This window comes from Bifidobacterium apousia, assembly GCF_007559275.1.
Taxonomy (GTDB): domain Bacteria; phylum Actinomycetota; class Actinomycetes; order Actinomycetales; family Bifidobacteriaceae; genus Bombiscardovia; species Bombiscardovia apousia.
The window spans coordinates 430,585-455,977 of record NZ_VMHK01000002.1; the positions used below are offsets into that span (position 1 = coordinate 430,585).

Annotated in this window: 21 protein-coding genes and 1 tRNA gene; 16 read left to right on the forward strand and 6 right to left on the reverse strand. The window is 63.0% G+C overall.

Annotated elements, in window-relative coordinates; all coding sequences use genetic code 11:
• Positions 1–18: 18 nt before the first annotated feature.
• A complete protein-coding gene (locus tag FPK30_RS04380; RefSeq protein ID WP_144085455.1) occupies positions 19–1,656 on the reverse strand; it encodes a zinc-dependent metalloprotease in 1,638 nt (545 codons plus the stop codon).
• Between the two features lie 94 nt (positions 1,657–1,750).
• Between FPK30_RS04380 and FPK30_RS04385 the strand changes: the two genes are divergently transcribed.
• Positions 1,751–2,617 (forward strand): S16 family serine protease, encoded by an 867-nt coding sequence (locus FPK30_RS04385; protein ID WP_144085456.1) that lies wholly within the window; start codon positions 1,751–1,753, stop codon positions 2,615–2,617.
• A gap of 51 nt (positions 2,618–2,668) precedes the next feature.
• Positions 2,669–3,085 (forward strand): DUF3052 domain-containing protein, encoded by a 417-nt coding sequence (locus FPK30_RS04390; RefSeq protein ID WP_144085457.1) that lies wholly within the window; start codon positions 2,669–2,671, stop codon positions 3,083–3,085.
• A 118-nt stretch (positions 3,086–3,203) separates the two neighbouring features.
• On the opposite strand, the gene FPK30_RS04395 is transcribed toward FPK30_RS04390, so the two are convergent.
• Complete coding sequence (locus FPK30_RS04395; protein WP_144085458.1) at positions 3,204–4,748, reverse strand: MDR family MFS transporter; 1,545 nt, start codon at positions 4,746–4,748, stop codon at positions 3,204–3,206.
• A 131-nt stretch (positions 4,749–4,879) separates the two neighbouring features.
• Here FPK30_RS04395 and FPK30_RS04400 point away from each other — a divergent pair.
• The 9 genes from FPK30_RS04400 (at position 4,880) to FPK30_RS04440 (ending at position 15,440) form a co-directional block, all read left to right on the forward strand.
• Positions 4,880–4,953 (forward strand) — tRNA-Val (locus tag FPK30_RS04400).
• 101 nt (positions 4,954–5,054) lie between these two features.
• Entirely contained in the window at positions 5,055–6,770 is a 1,716-nt protein-coding gene (locus tag FPK30_RS04405) for a DivIVA domain-containing protein (RefSeq protein ID WP_186279379.1), read from the forward strand.
• The gene (gene dxr / locus FPK30_RS04410) at positions 6,767–8,041 is read left to right on the forward strand and encodes a 1-deoxy-D-xylulose-5-phosphate reductoisomerase (protein WP_232345819.1); all 1,275 of its coding nucleotides are present in this window, start codon (positions 6,767–6,769) and stop codon (positions 8,039–8,041) included. The genes FPK30_RS04405 and dxr overlap by 4 nt, the downstream gene beginning before the upstream one ends.
• A complete protein-coding gene (gene ispG / locus FPK30_RS04415; protein ID WP_180335377.1) occupies positions 8,038–9,267 on the forward strand; it encodes a flavodoxin-dependent (E)-4-hydroxy-3-methylbut-2-enyl-diphosphate synthase in 1,230 nt (409 codons plus the stop codon). The genes dxr and ispG overlap by 4 nt, the downstream gene beginning before the upstream one ends.
• Before the next feature lie 101 nt (positions 9,268–9,368).
• Positions 9,369–11,021 carry an alpha/beta hydrolase family protein gene (locus FPK30_RS04420; protein WP_144085565.1) on the forward strand — a complete coding sequence of 551 codons (1,653 nt, stop codon included), beginning with the start codon at positions 9,369–9,371 and terminating at the stop codon, positions 11,019–11,021.
• A 15-nt stretch (positions 11,022–11,036) separates the two neighbouring features.
• Positions 11,037–11,759, forward strand: a complete 723-nt coding sequence (gene recO, locus FPK30_RS04425; RefSeq protein WP_144085460.1) for a DNA repair protein RecO — start codon at positions 11,037–11,039, stop codon at positions 11,757–11,759.
• Positions 11,760–11,762: 3 nt separating this feature from the next.
• Positions 11,763–12,557 carry an isoprenyl transferase gene (locus FPK30_RS04430; RefSeq protein ID WP_144085461.1) on the forward strand — a complete coding sequence of 265 codons (795 nt, stop codon included), beginning with the start codon at positions 11,763–11,765 and terminating at the stop codon, positions 12,555–12,557.
• Positions 12,558–12,723: 166 nt separating this feature from the next.
• Positions 12,724–14,154, forward strand: coding sequence for an amidohydrolase (locus FPK30_RS04435; protein WP_144085462.1), 1,431 nt, complete (start codon positions 12,724–12,726; stop codon positions 14,152–14,154).
• A gap of 89 nt (positions 14,155–14,243) precedes the next feature.
• Positions 14,244–15,440 carry an MFS transporter gene (locus tag FPK30_RS04440; protein ID WP_144085463.1) on the forward strand — a complete coding sequence of 399 codons (1,197 nt, stop codon included), beginning with the start codon at positions 14,244–14,246 and terminating at the stop codon, positions 15,438–15,440.
• A 240-nt stretch (positions 15,441–15,680) separates the two neighbouring features.
• Here FPK30_RS04440 and FPK30_RS04445 read toward each other — a convergent pair whose 3' ends face one another.
• The 4 genes from FPK30_RS04445 to FPK30_RS04460 form a co-directional block, all read right to left on the reverse strand.
• Entirely contained in the window at positions 15,681–17,204 is a 1,524-nt protein-coding gene (locus FPK30_RS04445) for a glycoside hydrolase family 32 protein (RefSeq protein ID WP_144085464.1), read from the reverse strand.
• Positions 17,205–17,254: 50 nt separating this feature from the next.
• The gene (locus FPK30_RS04450; protein WP_144085465.1) at positions 17,255–18,547 is read right to left on the reverse strand and encodes an MFS transporter; all 1,293 of its coding nucleotides are present in this window, start codon (positions 18,545–18,547) and stop codon (positions 17,255–17,257) included.
• Positions 18,548–18,807: 260 nt separating this feature from the next.
• Entirely contained in the window at positions 18,808–19,881 is a 1,074-nt protein-coding gene (locus FPK30_RS04455; RefSeq protein ID WP_144085466.1) for a LacI family DNA-binding transcriptional regulator, read from the reverse strand.
• A 61-nt stretch (positions 19,882–19,942) separates the two neighbouring features.
• Positions 19,943–20,278, reverse strand: a complete 336-nt coding sequence (locus FPK30_RS04460; protein WP_144085467.1) for an MTH1187 family thiamine-binding protein — start codon at positions 20,276–20,278, stop codon at positions 19,943–19,945.
• Positions 20,279–20,476: 198 nt separating this feature from the next.
• Here FPK30_RS04460 and FPK30_RS04465 point away from each other — a divergent pair, with 198 nt between their 5' ends.
• The 5 genes from FPK30_RS04465 (at position 20,477) to FPK30_RS04485 (ending at position 25,375) form a co-directional block, all read left to right on the forward strand.
• A complete protein-coding gene (locus FPK30_RS04465; protein ID WP_144085468.1) occupies positions 20,477–21,994 on the forward strand; it encodes a glycine--tRNA ligase in 1,518 nt (505 codons plus the stop codon).
• Complete coding sequence (dusB, locus tag FPK30_RS04470; protein WP_144085469.1) at positions 21,981–23,159, forward strand: tRNA dihydrouridine synthase DusB; 1,179 nt, start codon at positions 21,981–21,983, stop codon at positions 23,157–23,159. The genes FPK30_RS04465 and dusB overlap by 14 nt, the downstream gene beginning before the upstream one ends.
• 231 nt (positions 23,160–23,390) lie before the next feature.
• Positions 23,391–24,563: a cell division protein FtsZ gene (ftsZ, locus tag FPK30_RS04475; protein WP_045924073.1), complete on the forward strand. Its 1,173-nt coding sequence runs from the start codon at positions 23,391–23,393 to the stop codon at positions 24,561–24,563.
• A gap of 18 nt (positions 24,564–24,581) precedes the next feature.
• Positions 24,582–25,049: a cell division protein SepF gene (locus FPK30_RS04480; protein ID WP_029677902.1), complete on the forward strand. Its 468-nt coding sequence runs from the start codon at positions 24,582–24,584 to the stop codon at positions 25,047–25,049.
• A gap of 41 nt (positions 25,050–25,090) precedes the next feature.
• Complete coding sequence (locus tag FPK30_RS04485; protein WP_045924075.1) at positions 25,091–25,375, forward strand: YggT family protein; 285 nt, start codon at positions 25,091–25,093, stop codon at positions 25,373–25,375.
• Positions 25,376–25,393: the final 18 nt, after the last annotated feature.

Sequence of the window (25,393 nt, forward strand, 5' to 3'; positions counted from 1 at the left end):
GGGGAAAGCGAGTGCGATTCAGGCCTGGTCGCCGTCCGAATCGCCGCTGTCTGAGTTGTGCTGATCCGGATGACCGTCATCAGTGTCCTTGGAATCGTTGCCGGTGCTCTTCTGGTCGCCCGGAGCTTCCTGGCCCGAATGTTCCTGGTCATTTGAAGTGCTGGAATCAGCAGTATCGGAGTCTGCAGGGGTGGCCGGATCAGCAGAGGAATCCGTTTCCTCGGCGTTCAGCAGTTTGTCCAGCTCGGCATCCCAGTCCACCGAGGTGGCGGGAGTGTCGGCCTTCTGCTCGGATTGCCCCTCTGCAGAGGTCGATGCCCCACCCTGATCGGCTTCCGCTTTGACGGGCAGGGAGGGCAGCAGGTCAGGATGGGACCAGTGGCCGTCACGGCCCTGAACTCCATCCTCGGCGGTGATGCGCTCCCAAAGGTCGGCGGCCTCGCGCAACCGCTTGGGGTGAAGATGCAGGCCCAGCAGGGACTCGAAGGTCTGTTCGGCCGGCCCTCCCACGGCGCGCTCGCGTCGGGTCATCTCCCTCAGCTGCTCCAGGTGGGGCAGGTGGGCCATGCCGGCGTTCCAGACCACGCAATCCACCCAGCCGTCCACCAAGGCCAGCAGGTCGCCCAGGCTGTGCAGGGCCTCCTTCTGCTCAGGAGTGTCCTCAATGCCGACATTGCTGAGGTTGATGGCGCCGGCGATGGATTCGGGGTTGATTTGTTCGGCTTCGCGCAGCTGATCCTCCACCGCGTCCAGGTCGATGGAGACCCCCCGGGCGTACTTGCCGATCAGGGCCTCGAAGCGCGGCATCAGCCAGGGGACGGCGGCGTAGAGCCGGGCGTGGGCGGCTTCCTTGAGGGCCATGTAACGGGTGACCTCGTCCTGATCCAGTTCTAGGGATTTGGCATAGGCTTTGATGTTCTGGGGTATGAGGGCTCCGGCGGGATTCTTGAGCAGCGGGATGCCCTGATCGAATCCTCCGCGGACCTCCTTGGCCAGCTCTCCAGCGGCTTGCCCCAGCTGCATGGCGAATGAGGTGTTCCCCAGCAGCTTCATCAGCGTGGTCGGATCCTTGAGATTGTCGGGCAGGGGGATGGGCACAGGTCCAGCGAACATTCCTGAAATCTCGCCTTGGTCGAAACCTTGGAAGCGCTGGTTGATGACGGAGGTCAGGGCCTCGCTGACCGCCTGGGCCACCGGCGAGGCGAACTGGACCCAGGCGTCTATGCTGCCCTCGATCCATCCGGCTCGGGTCAAGGCTTCGGTTTGGCCTGGGGCGGGGTCAAAGGCGCAGACGGTGTCCAGCCAGAGGTTGGCTTCGCTCATGACCCGGGCCACCCGCTCGCTGTCCTCGGCTGTGACGGTGGTATCGGACTGGTCGGCCCTGGTGCGTCCCAGGGCGATGTTCTTGGCCAGGGCAACGTTGATGGGCCCCTGATCGGCCTGGGCCTGCATGTCAGCCGGCGTGTTCAGCCCTCCGGCCGTGAAAGCCTGAATCAGGGCCTGGACCTCGGCGGGTTTGGGCAGCTGATCGGCTCCCTGGGCCGCCATCTGGGAGCGGATGGACTCAGGCAGCTGTGAGAACTGACTCCAGGCCAGCTCGCCCTGCACCGGGCCGAAGCACTCGATGAGCCATTGGTGGATTGCATTCTCGTCCATTGCTTTGTTTCCAGTCCTCGCCAAGGCAGGTCGTCCGCCATCAAGGTTGACGTCTGCCGGGATTATCGTCTTCATCAACCATAATATTGGAGCTATGACACTTCCGCACGGGAAATCGGATCACTGCGCCACAGGCGCACCCGAAGGGCAGATCGGAACGCTTGGCGGACCCACCCGCAAAATGCTGGTCGGTGGTCTTCTGGTCATTCTGGCCCTCTTGGTGTTGTTCCTCCCCTCGCCTTATACCATCGAGACGCCCGGGCCCACCCAGGACGTTCTGGGAAGCTCACAAGGATCACCGGTCATTAAGGTCAAGGGCGGCCGGGTCCACCATGACCAGGGCCGTCTGCTGATGACCACGGTCAATGCCCGCGGAATTCCCGGCTATCCGGCCTCAAATCTGGATGCCCTGGTGGGCTGGGCCGACCCCCACGCCACGGTGCTTCCCCAGGAGGCCGTGGTGCCTCCCGGACAGAGTGTGGAGGAGTACAAGCGCCAGGAGCAGGGTGATATGCACGGCTCACAGAAGGCTGCCTCGGCCCAGGCTCTGGCCTTCCTCAAGGCCCGGGGATATGACGTATCGGGCCTGCAGTTCAGCATGAGGGTGGCCGACATCGGCGGTCCCTCGGCCGGACTCATGTACACCCTGGGAGCCATCGACAAGATCACTCCGGAGCAGGAGACCGGTGGTCTGACCATCGCAGGAACCGGCACTATGGATCAGAAGGGACGAGTCGGGGCCATCGGCGGCATCCAGCTGAAGATGCTGGGGGCCAGGCGGGACGGCGCCACCTGGTTCCTGGCACCAGCGGCTAATTGCTCACAGGTGGCAGGCCATGTGCCACAGGGCCTGCGCGACGTGCGGGTATCCACCTTGGACGAGGCCTACAAGGCCCTGGTGGCCATCGGCCATGGCCAGGGGGAGGGGTTGCCCCGCTGCACAGCCGCCAAGGGCAGATAAGACAAGGCCGGTCCAATTGGTGAATTCCGGCAGTCTTGTTATGCTGAAACCGTGGCTGAGACTACAACCTATACAGCGGAAGAGTTCGGTTTTCATCCCGGCGATATCGTTCAGGAATGGATGTGGGACGACGATGTCGACGACGGGATCCGGACCAGGATCGAGGATCTGACCGGCGAAGAGCTGGTGGACGAGGACTATGGCGCAGCCGTGGATGGGGTCATCATCTGGTGGCGGGACGGCGATGCCGAGGATGATCTGGCAGATACCATCATGGATGCCTCGGCCATGGTCAACAAGGGTGCGCCCTTCTGGGTGTTGACTCCCAAACCCGGCAGACCGGGGGCATCGGCGCCAGGGGTCGTTTCCAATGCGGCCAAGACCGCGGGCATGAATGCCCTGATGCCCACCACCGTCAGCAAGGATTGGAACGCCACCCAGCTGCGGGCTTTCGGCAAGGGCAAGTAAGACTTCTGGCTGCAGAAGCGCCAATGAACGAGGTGGTGGGCATCAGGATCAACCGTGCCCACCACCTCGCTCTCTTTCATCAGGGATTCCCTGAGGAATCCAATCTGGCCGGCAGCCCTTACTGCTCGCCCTTCTCAGCAATGGCCGGAGAAGTCGTCGTGGCCTTGTTCTGATATTCGGCCAGCAGGGTGCGCGAACGGATATCGCAGAGGTTGGCCACCAGGGCCACGATCAGAATGACCAGGCCCACCAGGAAGATCCAATGCAGGCCGTCGAAGACGATGGTGCGGGCCGGGCCCAGCAGACGCGAGGGAATGCTTCCTGCCGTGGCCGGGTTGATCATGCTGTTCATCATGTCCTCGGTCAGTCCCTTATGCTGAGGCACCTCCCGGGCGATGACCGTATTCATGACGATGCCGAAGATGGAGACCATCAGGGTCTGTCCCAGGGAACGGGCCAGGGTGTTGAAGCTGGTCGAGGCGCCCACGTCACCTGCAGGCACCACACTCTGGGCGGTGATGGTCGAGGTGGTGATGGTCAGGCCGAAGCCGAAGCCGACCACGGCGGAGATGACCAGGAAGATCCAGTAGGCAGTGGCCTGGGGGACGGCTATGTAGCAGAGGCAGGCCGTCAGAATGAAGGCCAGACCGATGTTGGTGGCCCGGTGCGGCGGGTGGTGCATGGTCAGCGGTCCGGCCATGTAGGCTCCCAGGAGCCAAAGGATGGAGGAGGGGGTGACCACGAAGCCGCCCAGCGAAGGGTTCATTCCCAGAACAGACTGCATCCAGATGGGCATGTAGGTGTCAAAGCCCATGAGGAATCCGGCCACCAGGAGCATGCAGATGTTCTGGATGACGAAGGTTCTGATGCGGAAGAGCCGCAGGGGCAGGATGGGATCCTCCTGGCGCCCCTCCACATGAAGCAGCAGGGCAAAGGTGACCAGGGTGGCCGCAGCCAGGACCAGGGTGATTCTGATATCGCCCGCCGATCCCAGGCTCTGCAGGCAGAGCATCAGGCAGATCAGACAGACGCTGAGCAGTCCGATGCCGATGTAGTCGACGCGGGTTTCACGCGCCTGGATATGCTCGCTCAGGAAGATCTGGATCATGATGATGACCAGCAGGCCGATGGGCACGTTGATGGCGAAGACCCAGTGCCAGCTTATCTGCTGGACGATGAAGCCTCCCAGCAGGGGGGCGATGATGGAGGCGATGCCCCAGGCCGAGCCGTTCAGGCCGATCATGCCCGCCCGCTTGTCCAGGGGATAGATGTCGGCCAGAACCGTGTAGGTCAGCGGCTGGATGGCGCCGGCCCCCAGGCCCTGCAGAAAACGGGCGCCTATCAGCTGGGGCATGGACTGGGAGAGGGCGCACAGGGTGGATCCGATCACGAAGACCAGCAGACCGATGGTCAGCAGCGGCTTGCGGCCAAAGCGGTCTGAAAGCTTGCCGTAGATGGGCGTGGTGACCGCCGTCATGAGCAGATAGATGGAGTAGACCCAGTTCATGATAGACAGCCCATGCAGGTCCCCGATGATGGTGGGCATGGCGGTGGAGACGATGGTCCCCTCGATGGCCGTCATGAAGGTGGCGATGAAGACCGCCACCGTCACCAGGGTGCGGTTGGTCTTCCTGCCGCTGCCTGTATCGACTGTCTGTGACAATCCGAACCCCCTCTTTATATGGTGTATATGGAGTGTTGCTCTGCTTTTGCGGACCAGGCCCGCGAATTCCTAGTGGATTATAGCCGCACCGTGCGGCCTTGTCACCGTGTATTCTGCTAAGGTAGTGTGCTGGTCCCGTGGCTCAGTTGGTTAGAGCGCCACCTTTACACGGTGGATGTCCCCGGTTCGAGTCCGGGCGGGACCACAGGGGTTTTTGAGGGGGCGTGCCCGAAGTCGCGTCTTAGCGCTCACGTAGAATCGATGCACGACGATCGTTGGCAAGAAAGGTCAGGAGGTCGATGCCTGATGTCAGCTAAGCCTGATGCCCGTGGAACCGAGGCGACCATCGCGCGCTCGGGCAAGCGCAAGTGGGGATATGACACCAAGCAGGTGGATGCCTTCCTGGAGCGGGCGCACTCGCTCTATGAGAGCCAGGACCCTGATCTGACCCAGGAAGAGATAGCCAACGCCTCCTTCGACCTGTGCAAGAACGGCTACATCATCACCCAGGTGGATGCAGCCCTCTCCCGGCTGGAAAGGGTGATTTCCGACAGGCAGACCAGCCTGGAGATAGCCCGGGTGGGCGTGGATGGTTGGACGACCAGAATGGTCAGTCTGCAATCCGAGCTGACTACTCATGCCGGCAGGCCTTCGGGCAGCGTCTTCAAGCGCGGGGATCCCGGCATGCCTTCATACGACTGCAAGCAGGTGGAGCGGCTGATCGAGCAGGTCCTCAACAAGACTTCTGACCAGCTCAACCTGCAGGAGGGGCGGAAGACGGATTCGGGCAAGTCAAAGAACACCGACATCACGGCTGACCGCGTCTCCAACGTCATCTTCACCCAGCGGCGGGGGCCCAAGGGTTATGACGAGCGCCAGGTGGACTTCTTCCTGGCCAAGGCCGTCGAGCTTCTGGAGCAGCTGGAGTCCTTCGCCAGGGTCAGCGAGAGGGCCAAGAGAGCAAGTGCGAGTTCAACGGCGCCTGCCGCTGTTCCTGCGCAATCGCAGCTTCCTGTGCAGGACTCTTCAGTCTCGGGCGTTCAGCCGCTGATCGGACAGAGTCAGGAACCCGCTTGGAGCATCCCCAATGCTTCCCCTGTTGCGGAGGACCAAAGCAGTCAGGACGATTTCGCTCAACTGCATCAGGCGGAACGGGCCATCTTCGATGCTCCCGCTGCCAGCACGCAGACGGTGCCGACGGCCCAGCCCAACAGCTCCCTGAGTGCCCTGGCTTCAGCGGTCAACCAGCGACTGGCTCAGGACGGCGCTGGAGCGGCTGTGGATACCGGCGTCACAGGTGCCGGTGCAACGGATGCTGGTACACCTTCAACAGCTTCAGCTCGGTCTGCATCCTCGGTCGATGTCGGCGCTGGAGCGGCCGCTGCTCCTGCAAATCCGGCTGTCTCCGGTCGGCCTGAATCGGTTATGCCCACCTCTGCGCCAACCAGCTATACTCCTGCAGGCTCAGCTGCACCCGCGCCGGCTGCGCAATCCATGCCTGTCAACTCGACGGCCTCTTCTTCGCCTTCCCCAGCACCGCAGACTCCTGAGCCGACGGTATTCCAGCCGACCCCTTCGACACCTGCCGCATCCGCCCCGTCCACATCGACAGGGGCTGCGTTCGTTCCTTCCACAGGTCCGGCATCGCCGGTGCCCCCCTCAACCGATGCTGACGCTGACAACTCGTCTGCGCCAGGATCCACCTCAGTTATCTCTTCGCCGTTCGTTGACGGCCCTCTGGGCGCAGGCGGGCCCTTGGGCAGCTATGCGGAGCCGGCGCCAGCAGCGCCTGAGACCCAGGAGCGTCCCTGGGCCGAAACAGCCGAAAGCAGCACGGATACGCCCGACTGGGCCAAGCCTCGGTACTCACAAAACACGCAGGGGAATAAGCAGGCCCAGGATCCGGATTCCTACCTGAACTCCCTGCTCAACCAGGATCTGCCCAAGATGGATCTGGACATCCCCGATATTTCATTCCCAGCCTTCGGTGACGAGGGAGAGCAGGATAAAGGCGGTCGATGAGTCATTTGGCAGTGACGAGTGAAGGAGGGCAGGCCGGTTTGTCGGTCGAGCGTGAACGCACCTTGGCGGATTGGTCGCCCAGGGCCGATGCTGACCAGTCTCGCAGTCTGGTCATCCTGGGATCCACAGGATCCATCGGTACACAGGCCTTGGATCTGATCAGTCGTCATAGGGATCGGTTCCAGGTGACTGGATTGGCTGCCGGTGGCGCCCATGTCGAACTGTTGGCCCGTCAGGCCCGTGATTTTGGCGTGACCCGTCTGGCTCTGGCCGACAGGGCCCAGCTTCCGGCCCTGCAGCAGGCGCTCAAGGCCTTGGGATTGACTGGTATCCAAGTAGAAGCAGGCATGGAGGCGGTCCAGGCTCTGGCCGGCTCCGGAAGTGATCTGGTCCTCAACGGCATCACCGGATCAGTCGGTCTGCGCCCGTCCATTGCGGCCCTGCAGGCCGGATCCCAGCTGGCTCTGGCCAACAAGGAGTCCGTGGTGGCCGGCGGCCATCTGCTCTTTGATGCCGAGATACGGCCGGGTCAGATCAACCCGGTCGACTCCGAGCATTCGGCCATCTGGCAGTCCCTGCGTTCAGGGCAGCACGGAGAGGTGGCCCGTCTGGTGGTCACCGCTTCTGGCGGTCCCTTCCGGGGCTGGAGCCGTGACGCTATGCGCCAGGTCACCCCTGAGCAGGCCCTGAACCATCCGACCTGGTCCATGGGGCCGGTGGTCACCATCAACTCCTCCACCATGGTCAACAAGGGTCTGGAGGTCATCGAGGCCAGCAGGCTCTTCCGGATCGAGCCCGAGAGGATCACCGTGGTGGTTCACCCCCAGTCCGTGGTTCACTCCATGGTCCAGTTCCAGGACGGGGCCACCATAAGCCAGGCTTCCCCTCCGGATATGCGTCTGCCCATCGCCCTGGGCCTGTCGGCGCCCGTCCGTCTCGACCATGTGGCTGCGGCCTGCGACTGGTCCAAGTCCAATACCTGGACTTTCGAGCCCTTGGACGACCAGGCCTTCCCGGCGGTCAACCTGGCCAGGCGGGCCCTGGGCAGCTGCGAGCCCATGACCGCGGTCTTCAATGCCGCCAATGAGCAGGCGGTCAGGGCCTTCCTGGATCACCGGCTGCCCTACCTGGGCATCGTCGAAACCATCCGTTCGGTCATGGATGCCATGGAAACGCATCTTCCGGGAACATTCACATCCGTGGAGGTAATGGAGCAAGTCGAGCATGAGGCACGCCAAAGGGCTGATGCTTTGATAGACATGACAGCGTGAGTAGCATTCCCAAGACCGAACAGTCAACATCCTCCCAGGGGTTCCGCAAGACAGGCGAGCAGGCCATCAGCCAGACTCCGCTGCATCCTCGTCGCCGCTCCCGTCGGATCATGGTGGGGCCTGTGCCGGTCGGCGGGGGAGCCCCCATATCGGTGCAGTCCATGACCAACACGGTCACTGCTGACATCAATGCCACCCTGCAGCAGATCGCCGAGCTGGCCGCCGCCGGCTGCGACATCGTACGGGTGGCCGTACCCAGCCAGGACGATGCCGACGCGCTGCCCATCATTGCCAAGAAGTCGCCCATCCCGGTCATCGCCGACATCCACTTCCAGAGCAAGTACGTCTTCCAGGCCATCGATGCCGGCTGTGCAGCCGTCAGGGTCAACCCGGGCAACATCCGCAAGTTCGACCAGGTCGGCCCCGAGATCTGCAAGGCCGCCACGGATGCAGGCATCTCCCTGCGCATCGGGGTCAATGCGGGCAGCCTGGACAAGGACATCTACGCCCGCTACGGCGGACCCACCCCCGAGGCCTTGGTCGCCTCGGCCTTGAAAGAGGCCCACATGTTCGAGGACGTGGGCTTCCATGACTTCAAGATCTCCGTCAAGCACCACGATCCCGTCACCACGGTCCAGACCTACAGGCTCCTGGCCTCCAAGGGCGACTGGCCCCTGCACCTGGGCGTGACCGAGGCCGGGCCCTCCTGGCAGGGGACCATCAAGTCCTGCCTGGCCTTCGGCGCACTGCTGGCCGAGGGCATCGGCGACACCATCAGGGTATCCCTGTCCGCGCCGCCTGTGGAAGAGGTCAAGGTGGGCTGCAAGATCCTCGAGTACCTAGGGCTGCGCCAGCGCCACTTCGACATCATTTCCTGCCCCTCCTGCGGCAGGGCCCAGGTGGACGTGATCGAGCTGGCCAAGGAGGTCACCGAGGGGCTCAAGGACATCACCGCCCCCATCCGGGTGGCCGTCATGGGCTGCATCGTCAACGGACCTGGCGAGGCCAGGGAGGCCGACCTGGGGGTGGCATCGGGCAACGGCAAAGGCCAGATCATCATCAAGGGCAAGGTGGTGCAGACCGTGCCCGAGGATCAGATCGTCCCCACGCTGCTGGAACGGGCCAAGGAAATCGCCGCCCAGATGGATGCCAAGGCGGCGGCCCAGGGTGAAACCCTGCCGGAGGCAGGGCCCATGGTGGTCCCGGTCACCGGCCGTGCCAGCTGAGGGCGTAAGCGCCATCCCCGCCACCGGCTACAATGGCCGACGTGTCCCAAGAGGTTGAGCGTTCCCTCCCTGCAAGCGGGTGGAGCAGGGTCAGGCGGCTCATGACCAGCCTGCCCGTCTTCATCATCCTCATGGGTCTGCTGGCCTCGGTCTCCCACTTGACCGCTGTCCCCTGGAAATACGAACCGGTGGATCAGAATTTTCCCACCCTGACTTCGGACACCGCGGTTACCTTCGACTGGCCTGCCGGGGTTGACAGGGATAACGTGGGGCAGTACGAGGTCGAATCCCGTCACCAGGAACTGAACGTGGAGCGGCCCTCCACTGGCGAGCACCAACGCATCCGAATACTGATTCGCGCTCCCAAGGAGGCTTCAGGGCATCGGCCGGCCGTGGTCTTCATGCACGGCGCAGGTTACGGCACCTGCGACAACTCCTTCGGGGACGTGGCTCGTACCTTGGCCTCTGCCGGGTTCGTCACCGTCGTGCTGGACAAGCCGGTCTGGTCCACCACGGACGCAGACCGGGACTATCCTGCCTCGGCCAAGGCTTACGAACGGGTTGCCAATCTGTTGCGCGACCGGGACGATGTGGATGCATCCAAGGTAGGCATCTATGCCACCAGCGAGAGTACTTGGATCGCCGCCATGCTGCTGAGCATGGACCACCGGATCGCTTTCCAGATCCTGCTGAGCCCCATGGTCTATTCCCCGCGGCACGCCATGGGCTTCTTCGTAGCCCAGGATTTCGCCATTGCCGGAGCCAACCAGGGCTACCAGTCGGTGGTCCGTCGGCTCTTCAGCACCGATGCCTCCCTCTTGGGCCTGAATAATCTGGATATCGATCCCACCGACCGCAACACCTATGCCATTCCCACCCTGCTGGCCTACGGGGCCAAGGATGTCATGACTGCCCAGGTGGAGGGGGTGCAGCGCGTGCTCTCCCAGGCCCATGCCTCGGGCAACGAGAACGTCACTGTGCGGTCCTACCCGGTCTCCAACCATGTGCTGCGGCTGGGGGATGAAGCCCGGACCGGCACGCCCCTGGCCGACCACTACCAGCAGGACATGGTCGACTGGGCGGTGGGTCAGGTCCATGGCCTGCACCAGACCAGCCCCAGCGTGGGTGGGGCCACCATCCACCAGTCCATCGCGGTGCCCACTGACCTGCGGGGTCGGCGCTCGCTGACCGTGTACATGCTGGTCCTGCACCTGCTGACCCTGGTGCTTTTGCTGGCATCCCTGGTCATGGCCCTGGTGGCCGGGCTGATGAAGTTGTTCCGTCTGCGCCGACGCAAGGATCCGGTCCTGGGCTTCAGCCATGGCTTCGGCGGCACCTTGGTCACCATTACCGGCACCACCCTGGCTACCCTGGTCCTTTTCGGAGCTGGTCTGGGTCAGGTCATCATGGCCGTGGTACGCCTGGGCTGGGGCGGCGTGCCCGACCAGGCTGGAGTCAGCTACTGGAGCTGGCCGGTCATCCAGGTGGTCTGTGCCCTGGTGATCTGGGCCTGGTCGCGCACTTTCGCCCGCATGGTCGAGGTAGCCTCACTCAGGGGATTGGACCGGCTGCCCGACCAGGTGCGCACAAGCAAGGCCGGCGGCCCCAGTCTGCGTCAGCAGATGCGGAGCATGGATCCCAGGCCTGTGCTGGCCTCCACCCGCTTTGGCGTTGCCCTCTTCACCGTTACCACCCTGGCCATGTTCGGGGTCCTGCTGATCTTCGCCTTCTGGGGTCTGTTCATCTACCAATGAAAGGACGGGGCCGTCGTGGCCATCTATCGTGACGAGGGCTTGGTCCTCAGAACGGTCAAACTGGGCGAGGCCGACCGGATCGTCACCATGCTGACCAGGGGACACGGCAAGGTCAGGGCCGTGGCCAAGGGGGTGCGACGGACCAAGTCCCGCTTCGGCGCGCGGCTGGAGCCATTCATGCGTGACGATCTGCTCATCTCTCGCGGCCGCAACCTGGACATCGTCTCCCAGGCGGTCTGCATAGCCGCCTATGCGGATGCCATATGCGCCGACTATGACCTCTATGCCAACGGGGGCGTCATGCTGGAGACCGCTGACAAGCTGGTGGTGGGCGAGCACGAGCCGGCTCCGGAGCAATATCGTCTGCTGGCCTCCGCCCTGGCCAGCCTGGCAGGTCACCGGCATGGTCCACGTGACATCGGCGCCTCCTATTTGCTGCGGTCCCTGGCGCTGGCTGGCTGGAGGCCCCGGCTGGATTCCTGCATCGTCTGCGGCCGGACCGACCAGCTGACCCATTTTTCGGTGCCTGGCGGTGGGGTGGTCTGCAGCCGGGACAGGCCTACCGATGCCGTGGCGGTGGATCCCGCCACCCTGGCACGCTTCCGGGCCCTGAGCAGCGGGGACTGGTCCAAGCTGGACGGCAGGGGCTCCACCCCCCTGTGCGACGGTCTTGTTGAGAAATGGGGCGAATATTACCTGGAGCGACCCATCAGATCCCTGAGGCTATTAGATTCTTGAAGCATGAGCTTTGACCCCGTCGACTACACCTCCCTGGATGTGCCCGCAGCCCCTTTCTCCGATCCCACGCGTATCCCGCAGTTCCCCAAGGGCTCAGTCCCGCGGCACCTGGGTGTGATCATGGACGGCAATGGCCGCTGGGCCAAGCAGAGGGGCATGGAGCGCACCCAGGGTCACCGGGCCGCCGAGCCGGTGGTCTTCGACACCATAGCCGGGGCCATTGAAGCTGGGGTCCGGTACCTGAGCCTGTATACCTTCTCCACGGAGAATTGGAAGCGCTCGCCGGCCGAGGTCCGCTTTCTGATGGGCTTCTCCCGGGACATCATCCACCGTAGGGTGGCCCAAATGGATGACTGGGGGGTGCGCGTGCGCTGGGCTGGCCGTCGGCCTCGACTCTGGAAGTCGGTCATCGACGAGCTGGAAGCGGCCATGGAGCGCACCCGGCACAACAGCAGAATCGATGTGATCTTCTGCATCAACTACGGGGGCAGGGCTGAGCTGGCCGATGCGGCCACAGACATCGCCCGAGAAGTTGCGGCCGGGCAGATCAAGGGTTCCAAGGTGACCGAAAAGATGATCGCCCAGCACCTCTACAACCCCGACATTCCGGATTGCGACCTGGTTATGCGCACCTCTGGGGAGCAGCGCACCTCCAATTTTCTGCCCTGGCAGGCGGCCTATGCGGAGCTGGATTTCGTCCCTGAGCTCTTCCCGGACTGCGGGCGTGAGGTGCTCTGGCGCGCCATCGACGATTACATCCACCGGGACAGGCGCTTCGGCGGCGTGGAGAATGCCTGAGAAGACAGAGCTTCCAATTTTGTGAGGTTAGCCATAATAGTCCAAATTTACAGGTCTGAACACTCTCGTAACGCCCATGAAAGGTAGTCTGTGACGTATCACAGCGGAGCAGGCCATGTCCGCCGTGGAAATCAGCGCAGCAAACGAAACGAAGGAGTCGACAGGCGTGGACGACAAGCAACGCATCATGCAGATCATCGAAGACAAGTCACAGGAGTTCATCGAGGCAGCCGATCATATTTGGGGCACCCCCGAGACCAGGTTTGCAGTCAAGGAGTCGGTCCAGCAGCACTACCAGGTGCTGGAGCAGGAGGGCTTCGAGATCGAAAAGGGCGTGGGCCATATGGACTATGCCTATGTGGCGACCTGGGGTTCGGGCCGTCCGGTGATCGGCATCACCGGCGAATACGATGCCCTGGGAGGACTCAGCCAGGTGGCCGACCTGGGCGAGCATAAGCCCCTGGTCGAGGGCGGCAACGGGCAAGGCTGCGGCCACAACATCCTGGGCATGGCGGCCGTCGCGGCAGGCGTGGGCATCAAGACCTTCATGCAGGAGAAGGGACTCAAGGGGACCATCAAGGTCTTCGGTTGCCCAGCTGAGGAGTCGGGTTACGGCAAGGCCTTCATGGCCAGGGACGGGGTCTTTGACGGGCTGGATCTGGCCCTGTCCTGGCATCCCTCGGATGTGACCCAGGCCTGGGGTTCCTCCAGCCTGGCGGTCCTGCAGGCCTACTTCGACTTCACCGGCGTGCCGGCGCACGCGGCTGCGGCCCCCGAGCTGGGCCGGAGCGCCCTGGATGCCGCAGAGCTGATGAATGTGGGTGTGCAGTTCCTGCGCGAGCACATGATTGATCAGGCCCGCGTGCACTACGCCTTCATCGACGCAGGCGGCGAGTCAGCCAACGTGGTGCAGTCCCATGCCCGGCTCTACTACTTCGTGCGCGCCCCCAGGATGGACCAGGCTCAGGATCTGTTCAAGCGTGTTGAGAAGATCGCCCAGGGTGCGGCCCTGATGACCGAGACCCAGGTCAAGGAGGAGTTCGACGCGGCCTGCTACAACTTCATTCCCAATCATCCGCTGACCGAGGCCATAGACAGGAACCTGGACCTCGTCGGCCCCCTGCCCCTGGATCAGCAGGAGTTGGACTACGAGCGCCGCTACACCGATACGGTCCCCGAGGCCGGCAAGCAGCGGGTGCTCAGCCGCACCAAGGAGGCCTTCCCTGATCTGACGGATGAGGAAGTCAGGAAGATGGCCGAGTCGACCATGGCCCTGAAGAAGTACCCGCTGGTCTTCACCGATACCGCATCGGGGTCCACCGATGTCGGCGATGTCAGCTGGCAGACGCCCACCGCCCAGTTCAGCGGCGGATTCGAGCCTCAGGGAACCTCGGCCCACTCCTGGCAGTGGGCGGCCAACGGCAAGTCCTCGGTGGCCCACAAGGGTCTGCTGGCTGCGGGTAAGACCCTGGCCCTGACCGCCTATGATGCGTTTACCGACCCGGATCTGGTCAAGGCCGCCAAGGAGGACTTTGACAAGACCTTCGCCGGCCAGGAGTACGAGGTCGTCATCCCTGACGATGTGATGCCCCACTGACCCACTGTTCGGCTGCCGCCAGGCCCTGTGATCTTTGCGGGATCACCTTGCCCGGCGGCGGCCGGTTTCTACTGAAGGATGACAGACCAATGGCAATCAAGCGATCCTCAAAAACGGCGAGCGGAACGCTGATCTTTTCCCTGATGGCCGGTTACTCGATCGTGTACATGGACAAGAACATGATCTCGACCGCCATCATCCCCATCTCCGAGCAGTTCCACCTGGACTCGGGGCAGACAGGCATCATCATGTCGGCCTTCTTCCTGGGCTACTCGCTCATGCAGATTCCCAGCGGCTGGCTGGCCGACCGGCTTGGGGCCAAGCGTGTGCTGATGGCCTCCATGATCATCATCGGTCTGTTCAGCTACCTGTTCGGCCTGGCCAATGGTCTGGCCTTCTTCATCATCGTGCGGTTCTTCGCTGGCATGGGCCACGGCGGCTACCCGCCCTCCTGCTCCAAGTCGATCGCGGAGAACTTCCCCCAGGAACGGCGCACCTTCGTCCAGTCGCTGATCCTGTCGACCTCGGGCATCGGCGGCATTCTGGCCTTCGTCCTGGGCGCCAACCTGGTCGCCATCAACTGGCACCTGGCCTACGCTGTGCTGGGCACCCTCTACCTGCTGGCCTTCGTCTGCATCCTGATCTTCGTGCCCTCCAAGCCCCGCCAGCCCGAGGCTGACCAGAAGCCCGGAGCCAAGGGGGCAGGGTTCCTCGAGGTTCTGAAGAACAGGAACGTGCTGGTCCTCTTCGTGGCCATGCTGCTGCTGAACATCCTCCTGTATGGCAATATCTCCTGGATGCCCACCTTCATCAAAAACACCTTCGGTCTCTCGATCGGCCAGGCTGGCATCCTGCTGGCGGTCAATGCGGTCTTCACGACCGTCGCCACCATCTACGCCGGCCAGTTGCTCTCGAAGCTCTTCCTGGGCAGGGAGAAGTTGGCCATCCTGGGTGCCGGGGTGATCAGCGCCGTCCTGGTCGTATGCTTTGTCTTCTCGCGCAACATCTGGCTCTCCCTCCTGCTGCTGATCCTGGTATCCTGCGTCTCCGTGGTGGCCTTCACCGGCATCTTCACCTGGCCCCACAAGATCATGGACCCGCATATCATCGGCTCCGCCATCGGCATCATCAATACCGGCGGCACCCTGGGCGGATTCCTGGCCCCCATGATCATCGGCTACCTGGTCAAGGCGGCCGGCGGTTCCTTCGTCGGAGCCTTCCTCTTCATGGGCGCGGCAGCCATCGCCTCCGGGCTGATGGCTCTGCTGGTCAAGGTCGGCAAGTAAAGCCGGGGCCGAGGCAGCCTCGTACAGGCTTCCGGTCCCGAAGCTCAAAGGTCTGAGACCGAGTCGTGGCTGACTATCTATGGCAAGGAGTCACTGTGAAAGGACCGGTATCTCTTCTAGGATCTCCGATTCTTTGGTTTTGACCATGGCTGCTTGAAAGCGATGCTTGCAAGATAAAGGGCCCGCCCCCTGAGGGATTTCAGGGGGCGGGCCCTTCCTATGCCGACTAGAGGAGTAGGATCAGCGATCCGGCTCTTCCCAGATGGTGCCCAGCCTGGCGATGGAGAGGGAGTCGATCAGGGCCTTGCCCTCGCCGGATTCGGCGATCAGGCGGATGCCGCGGGGCCCTTCGGCGGGGAAGGAGTAGGAGGACATGATCTCCAGCCCGTCGTTGATGACGACCTCGATCGAGCCCCGGTCCACGATGATGCGCAGCTTGAGCTTGCCCGAGGACTTGTCGACTGGAGCAGTGCGGTAACCCCGGTCCCCGTAGGTGTTGCAGTGGCGGTCGAGCACCACGCGGCCCAGCTGGTCGTCATAGCAGACCAGCGTGTGGTCGCCGGATTGCGTCCGGTGAATCTCCAGACCGATGCGCTCTGCCTGGGACTTGGCCAGGTCGATTTCCATAGCGATGTCGGCGGTCTGCGCGTCGTCAACCAGATCCTGGCTGCCGTTGACCTCCAGCTCGATGGAGCCGAAGTCCTGCCTGTCCTGGTCCAGGTCGGAGAACTCGCGTACCGGCAGGCAACGCAGGTGATCGCCGGCCAGGGTGACCTCGCGGGGTACCGTGAACTGGCCGCACCAGCCGTCCTCCTGCATGGGGATGGGCTCGGTGAAGGGGCTCATCCAGCCGAAGACCAGCCGGCGGCCGTCAGGGGCTTGGAAGGTCTGCGGGGCATAGAAGTTATGGCCGTCATCCCAGAGGTGGAACTCAGTCTCCTGCTGGAAGTCGCCGCCGGGCTGCCAGCTGCCGATCACGTAGCCGGCGTTGTTGTGGTTGCGGGCTTCGAATCCATGAGGTTTCAGGCCCATGGCCGAGTAGCAGATCACCCACTTGTCCTCCAGGGGGAACATGTCGGGGCATTCCAGCATGAAGACCTCAGGGTCGGGGTGCCGGTAGACGACCCGGTCAAAGGTCCAGTGCTCCATGTCATTGGAGGTATACATCCAGATTTCGCCTCGATGGGCTGGGGTGCTGACTCCGAAGACCATGTACCAGAGCCCGCCCATCTTCCACACCTTGGGATCGCGGAAGTGCAGGATCTTGTCGTCCGGGCAGGGGATCACGACCCCCTTCTTTTCGAAGTGGATCCCGTCTGAGGAGACAGCCATGCACTGCTCCTGGAGGTTGCCTTCATCTTCGTTGACCCCGTTGCGCCAGCGGTGACCGGTGTAGTAGATGGTCAGGCGGCCGTCGTCGCCCACAACGGCCGATCCGGAGAAGACCCCGTCCTTTTCGACCTCCAGGGTGGGCGCCATGGCCAGGGGCTCGCGCCGCCAGGTGACCAGATCGGCGCTGGATACGTGCCCCCAGTGCATGTTTCCCCACTCGCTCCCATAGGGGTTGAGCTGGAAGTAGGCATGGTAGCGGCCCTTGTAATAGCTCAGGCCGTTGGGGTCGTTGATCCATCCGGCCTTGGAGGCGATGTGGCACTGGGGATACCAGCGGTCATTGCGGGTGGCGAAGAGCCGGTCGATGCTCTTCTGGGCCTTGTCCAGCTGAGCGCTCATGTCGGCGTTTTCCTTGGTTGTTGGCTGGTTCATCCGTGAATCCTTTCGGGTTGGATGGGTGCTGATGATGGTTGGTATGGGGATCAGCCCTGGGTTACGGCGGACTTCTGCGAATCCCTGATGAAGGGATCGCCGTCCACCTGCTGGTCGTCGCGCTTGAGCACGAAGATGCCGTAGATCAAGGCGGCCAGCACTACCAGTGAGATGGTGTAGAAGGTGACCTGGTCGCCGGCGCGGTCGTGGAGGATGCCCAGCGGGGTGGACATGGCCACCTGGCCGACCTGGGAGGCGATCTGGAAGCCCACCATGTACAGGGTGGCGGACAGCTTGGGGTTGAAATGCAGAGTGAAGTAGCGGAAGGCAGGCAGGCTGAAGAGCGGGACCTCAATGGAGTGGAAGAGCTTGACAACGGAGACCATGACCGGGTCGTGGAAGAAACCGCACAGACCGATCCTGGCGAACATGACCGTAGCTCCCAGCAGAAGGGAGTTACGCACGCCGATCTTGCGCATGATGATGGGAACCACGCCCATCATGGCTGATTCCAGGAACACTTGGATGGAGTTGAGGATGCCGTAGACCTCGTGACCCTGTTCCGGGGTGGGGAAGAGGTTGGCATAGTAGTTGGGGAACATCTGCTGGTCGAAGACCGTGTAGAAGGTGTTGGTGAAGATCACAAAGACGATCAGGAGCCAGAGGGCAGGCATGCCCAGGACATGGATCATGTCGCGCAGGGAGGGCTGGGACTTTTCGCCCTCGGGGGTGGACTCTCGCTTGATCTCCTCGCGTTGCTCATCGGGGATCCAGAAGGCGTAGACCAGGAGCATGCACGCGCCGAAGGCGGACCCCAGCCAAAAGTTGATCATCGGGTTGATGTTGAAAGTGAACCCTGCGATCAGAGCCACAATGGCGTAGCCGAAGGAGCCCCAGGCGCGGGACTGGCCGTATTCGAATCCGAATTTGCGGCTGTACCGCTCGGTGATGGCCTCGATCAGGGAGCAGCCTGACATGAAACCTGCGGATAGAACGATTGAACCGAGTACGGCGCCCAGGATCAGGTTGGAATGCATGAGGGGGGCGTAGATAAATTGCACGAAAGGTCCAACCAGCGCTGCAATGGCCGCGATGAAGATGGCGAGTCTACGCTTGACCCCCAGTTCGTCCTGTATTACCCCGTAGACAAACATTATTATCAGCGTGCCCACGGAGTTGATGGAGTAGATGTTGCCGACCTGGGTGTTGGTCATGCCAAGGCCGTTGATCAGCCATGGCGAGTAGAAGGACCACCAGATGCCCCAGGCGCAGAAGAAGAAGAATATTCCGGTAGAGGATTCCAAATATGATGGATTCCTCCATGCTGATGATTTGGCGGCCATGCTGCCCCTCCCTCACTTGTTGTGCACCGCTTCTCCGCAGTGCCTTCCGGTTCGATGCACTTACTGTGTGCAGAGCGAATCCTGGTAGGTATAGTAAGCTGTCAATCGATTTACGTCAAACGATTGACGATTGTTGTGCATGCCTTTGAGCACGATTAGCGACCAGCAAAGGGTGCTGGCCGATTGGTAATTGGCGCGAAGCCCTCCGGAATTCGACCTTGTTTTACCATCTTGCGATGAGGAGGGAGTGTGATTCGGCTTTAGTCGCTGGTCGGGGCCGAGTCTGAGGCGGCATCGAGGCGGGTGGAACCTTTGCGGATCAGGGCGCAATGGATGCGCACCCCGCCAGCCTGATCGAGCGGCGGCAGGACGGCACGGGTTTCAGGCAGAGGCAGGGCAACGCGACGGGGATTGATTTGCGCCAGCAGTCGTCGCACCGCCCAGAAGCCCATCTCGTAGTGGGGGAGTTCGATTGTGCTCAGGGGAGGTGCCATTGTCTCGGCTATGACCTGGTGGTTGTCCACGCCCACCAGATTGAGGTCCCTGCCGATGACCAGATGGCGGGCTGCGGCCGCCTGGTAGAGGTAAATGGAGCGCGAATCATTGAAGCAGAAGACCCCATCGGGGTGCTGGTCGTCCATCAGGTCGTTCGCCTGATCCATGGCATCCTGGTTGAAGCCCACCAGTCGGATCAAGGACTGGCCTGCAGGTAACCCAGCTTCCTTGAGAGCGGCCTGATATCCGCGCATTCGCTCTTCTTGCGCGGGCAGATCCTGTGTGGTGCCCAGGTAGGCCACCCGGCGGCAGCCTGATTCAATCAGGTGACGGGTGGCATCGTAGCCGATCAGGAACTCGTCAGGGGCGATGCTGGGACAGCGGTTGGCCCGCTCCGCCGCGTTGACCACCACGGCAGGGCAGGAGCGCAGAGCCTGGGGCAGGTCAACATCCTGGTCATACATCTTGGCGAAGAGGAATCCGTCCACCCCATAGCGCTTCAAAGCCCGGATCTGCTCTGGTTCCCGGATGCCTCCGTCGGTGGAGACGGTGAGAAGCACATATCCGCGCTCAGCTGCCGCATCCTGTGCGCCCTGAATGATGGCGCCGGCGTAGGGCGTGGTGGCCACCTCTTCGCTGATGAAGCCCAGGATGCCGGTCTTGCTGGTGCGCAGCGACCGGGCCATGGGATTGGGCCGATAGCCCAGGGTCTTGGCTGTGCTGCGCACCTTTCGGGCGGTCTCCGACTTGACTCTGCCCTTGTCGCGGCCGTTGAGCACCAGAGAGACTGTGGAGACGGACACGCCTGTGCGTTCGGCGATCTGCTTCATCGTGATCATGGGCACACCTTAACTTGCTCAGGCGATTTCAGCCCGGCTGATCGTCAGTGACAGGGAGCTTTCAGCGGCTTTCCCCGCCCAGGATCCGGTCGACCCGCTCCACCTTCTCGTGGATCTGATCCCGCTTGCCGGGACGGATGTCCAGCCTAAGGCTGACGCCGGTCCTGTATCCCTGCTCGGCCAGGACCCGTGTGGCTTCTTCCACGACCTCCATGACCCGATGCAGATCCCCTTCGACGACGGTGCTCATGGCATTGGTCTGGTTGGGCAGCCCCGAATCCCTGATGACCTTGATGACCTGGGCCACATAGGTGGACAGCTCCTCACCCTGACCAGAGGGCGCAATGGTGACCTCGGCTACGGTGTTCAGGTAAGATGGATCGTTCATGTCGGGCATATCGGGAACCTTTCCTCGTCGACTGGGGTTGGCAGGCAGGACGTCCGGTGTCCCCCTGCGGTCACCTGCGCGGCCTCCCGCACCTGCCTCGATGGTAGGCCTCCACGCTGACAGCAGGTCACCCGCCGAAGGTATGCTGGAGGCCGGTCATCAGGTCGTATGTCCCCAGGAGGGGCTCCCGAGCAGAAGGTGTGATCAGTGGCAGTATCGAAACTGGATGAGGTCATCTCCCTGGCCAAGCGCCGAGGATTCGTCTTTCCCGCAGGGGAGATATACGGCGGGACGCGCTCGGCCTGGGACTATGGCCCCTTGGGCGTGGCCCTCAAGGACAACATCAAGCGTGAGTGGTGGCGGACCATGGTGGTCACCCGCGACGACGTGGTCGGCGTGGATACCTCGGTCATCCTGCCCACGGCGGTCTGGGAGGCCTCGGGCCACGTGTCCGTCTTCAACGACCCCCTGATCGAGTGCCTGAACTGCCACAAGCGGCACCGGGCCGACACCCTGGAGGAGGCCTACGTCGAGAAGCACGGCCATGATCCGGAAAACGGCCTCAAGGACATCCCCTGCCCGGACTGCGGCACCAAGGGCCAGTGGACCGAGCCGCGCGACTTCAACATGATGCTGCAGACCCACCTGGGACCCGTCCAGGACGAGAAGAGCCTGCACTACCTGCGTCCCGAGACCGCCCAGGGCATCTTCGTGGACTTCAAGTCCGTCATGGCGTCCTCCCGTTCCAAGCCTCCCTTCGGCATCGCCAATATGGGCAAGAGCTTCCGCAACGAGATCACACCCGGCAATTTCATCTTCCGCACCCGCGAGTTCGAGCAGATGGAGATGGAGTTCTTCGTCCACCCCGGCACCGACGAGCAGTGGCATCAGTACTGGATCGACGCCAGGACCCGCTGGTACGTGGACCTGGGCGTCAAGCCCGAGAACCTGCGCCACTACGAGCACCCCAAGGAGAAGCTGGCCCACTATTCCAAGCGGACCGTGGACATCGAGTACCGGTTCGGCTTCCAGGGCTCCGAGTGGGGCGAGCTGGAGGGCGTGGCCAACCGCACCGACTACGACCTCAAGGCCCATGCCGAGCACTCGGGCGAGGATCTGAGCTACTTCGACCAGGCCAGCGGGGAACGCTACATCCCCTACGTGATCGAGCCCGCTGCCGGCCTGACGCGCTCGCTGATGGCCTTCCTGGTGGATGCCTATGACGTGGACGAGGCCCCCAACACCAAGGGCGGGGTCGACCGGCGCACCGTGCTGCGCCTGGATCCGAGGCTGGCCCCGGTCAAGGCAGCCGTCCTGCCCCTGTCCAAGAAGCCTGATCTGCAGCGGATCGCCCATGACCTGGCTGCCGACCTGCGCCAGAACGAGTGGATGGTGGACTACGACGAGTCCGGCGCCATCGGCCGTCGCTACCGTCGTCAGGACGAGATCGGTACACCCCTGTGCATCACCGTGGACTTCGACACCTTGGACGACAAGGCGGTCACCATCCGCAGCCGAGACTCCATGCAGCAGGATCGGGTGGCCCTGGACCAGGTGGAGGACTATGTGCGCCGGGTCGTCGGCGAGCGGCGGGTGCGCTACCCCATGGGGCCGTCTGACCTGACCGGAGCGCGTGCCGCTGACGGCTACACGGACCTGGCCAGCGAGCCGGGCACGGACGAGAGCGAACCCATCAAGGTGGCCGAGGCCGGTGGCCGGTACTGAGACTGATCGCCCGACCCCGAAGGTTGCCCCGGTGCAGCTGGGCCCGATAACCGTGCCTGTGCCCGTCATGCTTTCGCCTATGGCGGGCGTGACCAACTGGCCCTTCCGCCTGCTCTGCCGGCAGTATGGTCCCGATGGACTGTATGTGGGGGAGATGGTGACGGCCCGGGCCCTGGTGGCGCGCAACCCCAAGGCCTTCCGTCTCTGTCGCTTCGCCCCGCAGGAGAAGGTGCGCTCCCTGCAGCTGTACGGGGTGGACCCGCAGATCATGGAACAGGCCACCCGGATGGTGGTTGATGCGGGCTGGGCCGATCATATCGACATGAACTTCGGCTGCCCGGTTCCCAAGGTCACCAGACACGGCGGCGGGTCCGCCCTGCCATGGAAGACCGACCTCTTCGCCGAACTGGTCCATCGGGTGGTCGCCGTCTGCTCGCCTGCCGGGATCCCCGTCACCGCAAAGATCCGTGTGGGCATCGACCACCAGCACGAGACCTTCCTGGAGGCGGCGCACATCGCCCAGGAGGAGGGATGCGCCGCCGTGACCCTGCACGCCAGAACCACGGCTGAGTACTATGGCGGCCATGCCGACTGGGACCGGATCGCCCAGCTGGTCCAGGCCGTTGATATCCCCGTCTTCGGCAACGGCGACATCTGGACCGCCGAGGATGCCTTGGCCATGTTCGCCCAGACCGGCTGCGCAGGCGTGGCCATCGGCCGGGGCTGCCAGGGCCGTCCCTGGCTCTTCGCCGACATCGCGGCGGCCCTGGCTGGCTCCCCGGAACGGCAGGAGCCCACCCTGGGCCAGGTGGGGGCCATCATGGCCCGCCATGCCCGGCTTCTGGCCGAGTTCTACGACGGCGACGAGCGCATGGCTGTCCACGACATGCGCAAGCACGTGGCCTGGTATTTGAAGGGTTTCGCGGTTGGAGGCCAGGTGCGCCGCGACTTCATGGCCTGCGAGAGCCTGGAGGAGCTGGACCGCTGCATCGCCGATCTGGATCAGGACATGCCCTATCCACGAGCCGTGGCCGGCAAGCCCCGTGGCCGGGTCCGCTATGCCAAGAAGGTCCGTCTTCCCTATGGCTGGCTGGATTCGCGGACCACCACCCATCAGGAGCGCGAGACGCTCTTCGGCAACGACCCCATGGACGCCTCCTACTGAAGCCGGAAATATTCTCGTCACCAACCATGCGCATCCGGGTCTAGAATCAGGGTTTAGAATACGGACAGAACGGCGTGGAGGTTCTTTCGGAAGGCTGGGGCGGTTGGCTCTGACCTCCCGGACCCTAGGCCCACGGCCGTCAGGGAGGGTCGGAACGCCTGTGGGCAAATGCGTGTTGGCGTATACGACCTGCGCTAGAGTTGAGCGTAACGTGAGTGACGGGAGCATACTGTGAGCGAGATTGCCCAGAATGACAATTTCAACGACAAGACCAACATCAAGGTCGTTGGTGTTGGTGGAGCCGGTGGCAATGCTGTCAATCGCATGATCGCCGAGGGTCTGCAGAATGTCGAGTTTGTTGCCATCAATACCGATGCCAAGGATCTCCTGCGCTCAGAAGCCGATGTGAAAATCTCTCTGTCGGATGCCAACAGCCGCGGCCTTGGGGCCGGGGCTGATCCAGAGAAGGGCGCCAAGGCTGCCCAGGACCACCAGTCCGACATTGAAGAGGTTCTCAAGGGCGCCGACATGGTCTTCGTCACTGCAGGGGAGGGCGGCGGCACAGGCACTGGCGCCAGCCCACTGGTGGCGCGTGCAGCCCGTCAGCAAGGCGCGCTGACCATCGCCGTAGTCACCCGGCCGTTCACCTTTGAGGGACCCAGGCGCTCCGCTTCCGCTGAATCGGGCATCGAGAACCTGCGCAAGGAGGTCGATGCCCTTATCGTTATCCCCAATGACCGGCTTCTGGACCTCTCGGATCGCACAGTCTCGGTCATGGATGCCTTCAAGACCGCCGACACGGCCCTGCTGGCCGGCGTTCAGGGCATCACTGACCTGATCACCATGAACTCCTATATTCACGTGGACTTCTCCGATGTCACCGCCATCTTGAAGGATGCAGGCACCGCCCTCTTCGGCATCGGCGCAGCCAGGGGCGAGGATCGAGCCACCCAGGCCGCCGAGATCGCCATCTCCTCCCCGCTCCTGGAGGAGAGCATCGAGGGTGCCCACGGGGCCCTGATCAACGTGGCCGGCCCCACCGACCTGAGCATGCAGGAGGCATCTGCCGCCGCCCAGCTGGTTCAGGATGCCATCCACCCCGAGGCGCAGATCATCTGGGGCCTGGCCTTGGACGACGCCTACGGGGACGAGGTGCGGGTCACGGTCATCGCCGCCGGATTCGATCCCACACCAAAGAAGGACGAAACCCCGGCCCCTGCAGTGGACACGACCACCACGCCGGCAGCGGCCGCCCCGGTCCAGCAGCCCCAGCAGCCGCTGACGACCCCTTCCGCCCAGGCGGAGTCAGATGAGACTTCCGAACACGATGTGGTGCCCCCCGCCTCCGGCGACGACGGCACCTCCGACCCGGGATATCTGGATATCCCTGACTTTCTGCGGTAATCAGGCGAAGGAGCAGGTATGGCAGGATTGATGAAGAACGCAATGTCCTTTTTCGGCATGTCGGACGTCGTAGACGACGATGACGACGACCTGGCCGACGATGACGAGGCCCGCGATGGCTTCGACACCGATCACTCTGTGACTCCCATGGCTCCGCAATCCACGTCCAGCAGCCAGGAGGCCGAGTCCACGCCCTTCCAGAGCCGGATCAACCGCATCACCACCATCCATCCCAAGTCCTATGAGGATGCCCAGATGGTCGGCAGGGCCCTGCGGGACGGAGTGCCGGTGGTCCTCAACCTGACTGGCGTGTCCGAGTCGGTGGCCTACAGGATCGTCGACTTCTCGGCAGGCGTGGTCTTCGGGGTACGCGGGTCCATCGAGCGGGTCACTCCCAGGGTCTTTCTGCTCAGTCCTGCGCAGGTCAACATCAAGGTGGAGGAGCCCGAGTCAGGCTCTTCGGCCAAGGGGCTTTTCGCCCAGTGAGCGATGCCCTGGCAGCCGTGGCTGCAGGAGCCTAGAGACGCATGCTTCTTCTTTTTATTCGATATCTGATAGACATCTGCATTGAGACCTACCTGCTGATCCTCTTCGTGCGGATGATTCTGGACTGGGTTCTGGTTCTGTCGCCTCGCTGGTACCCTCGTGGCTTCGTGGCCTCGCTCATTCGGGTCATCTATGCCTTGACTGAGCCGCCCCTGCGCTGGCTGCGCCGGTACATTCCGCCTCTGCCCATGGGCAGGATCCAGCTTGATGTCTCCTTCATGGTGCTCTACGCGGCCCTGATCATCATCCAGGTGCTGTTGGGGTAAGAGCAAGAACGCGGATAC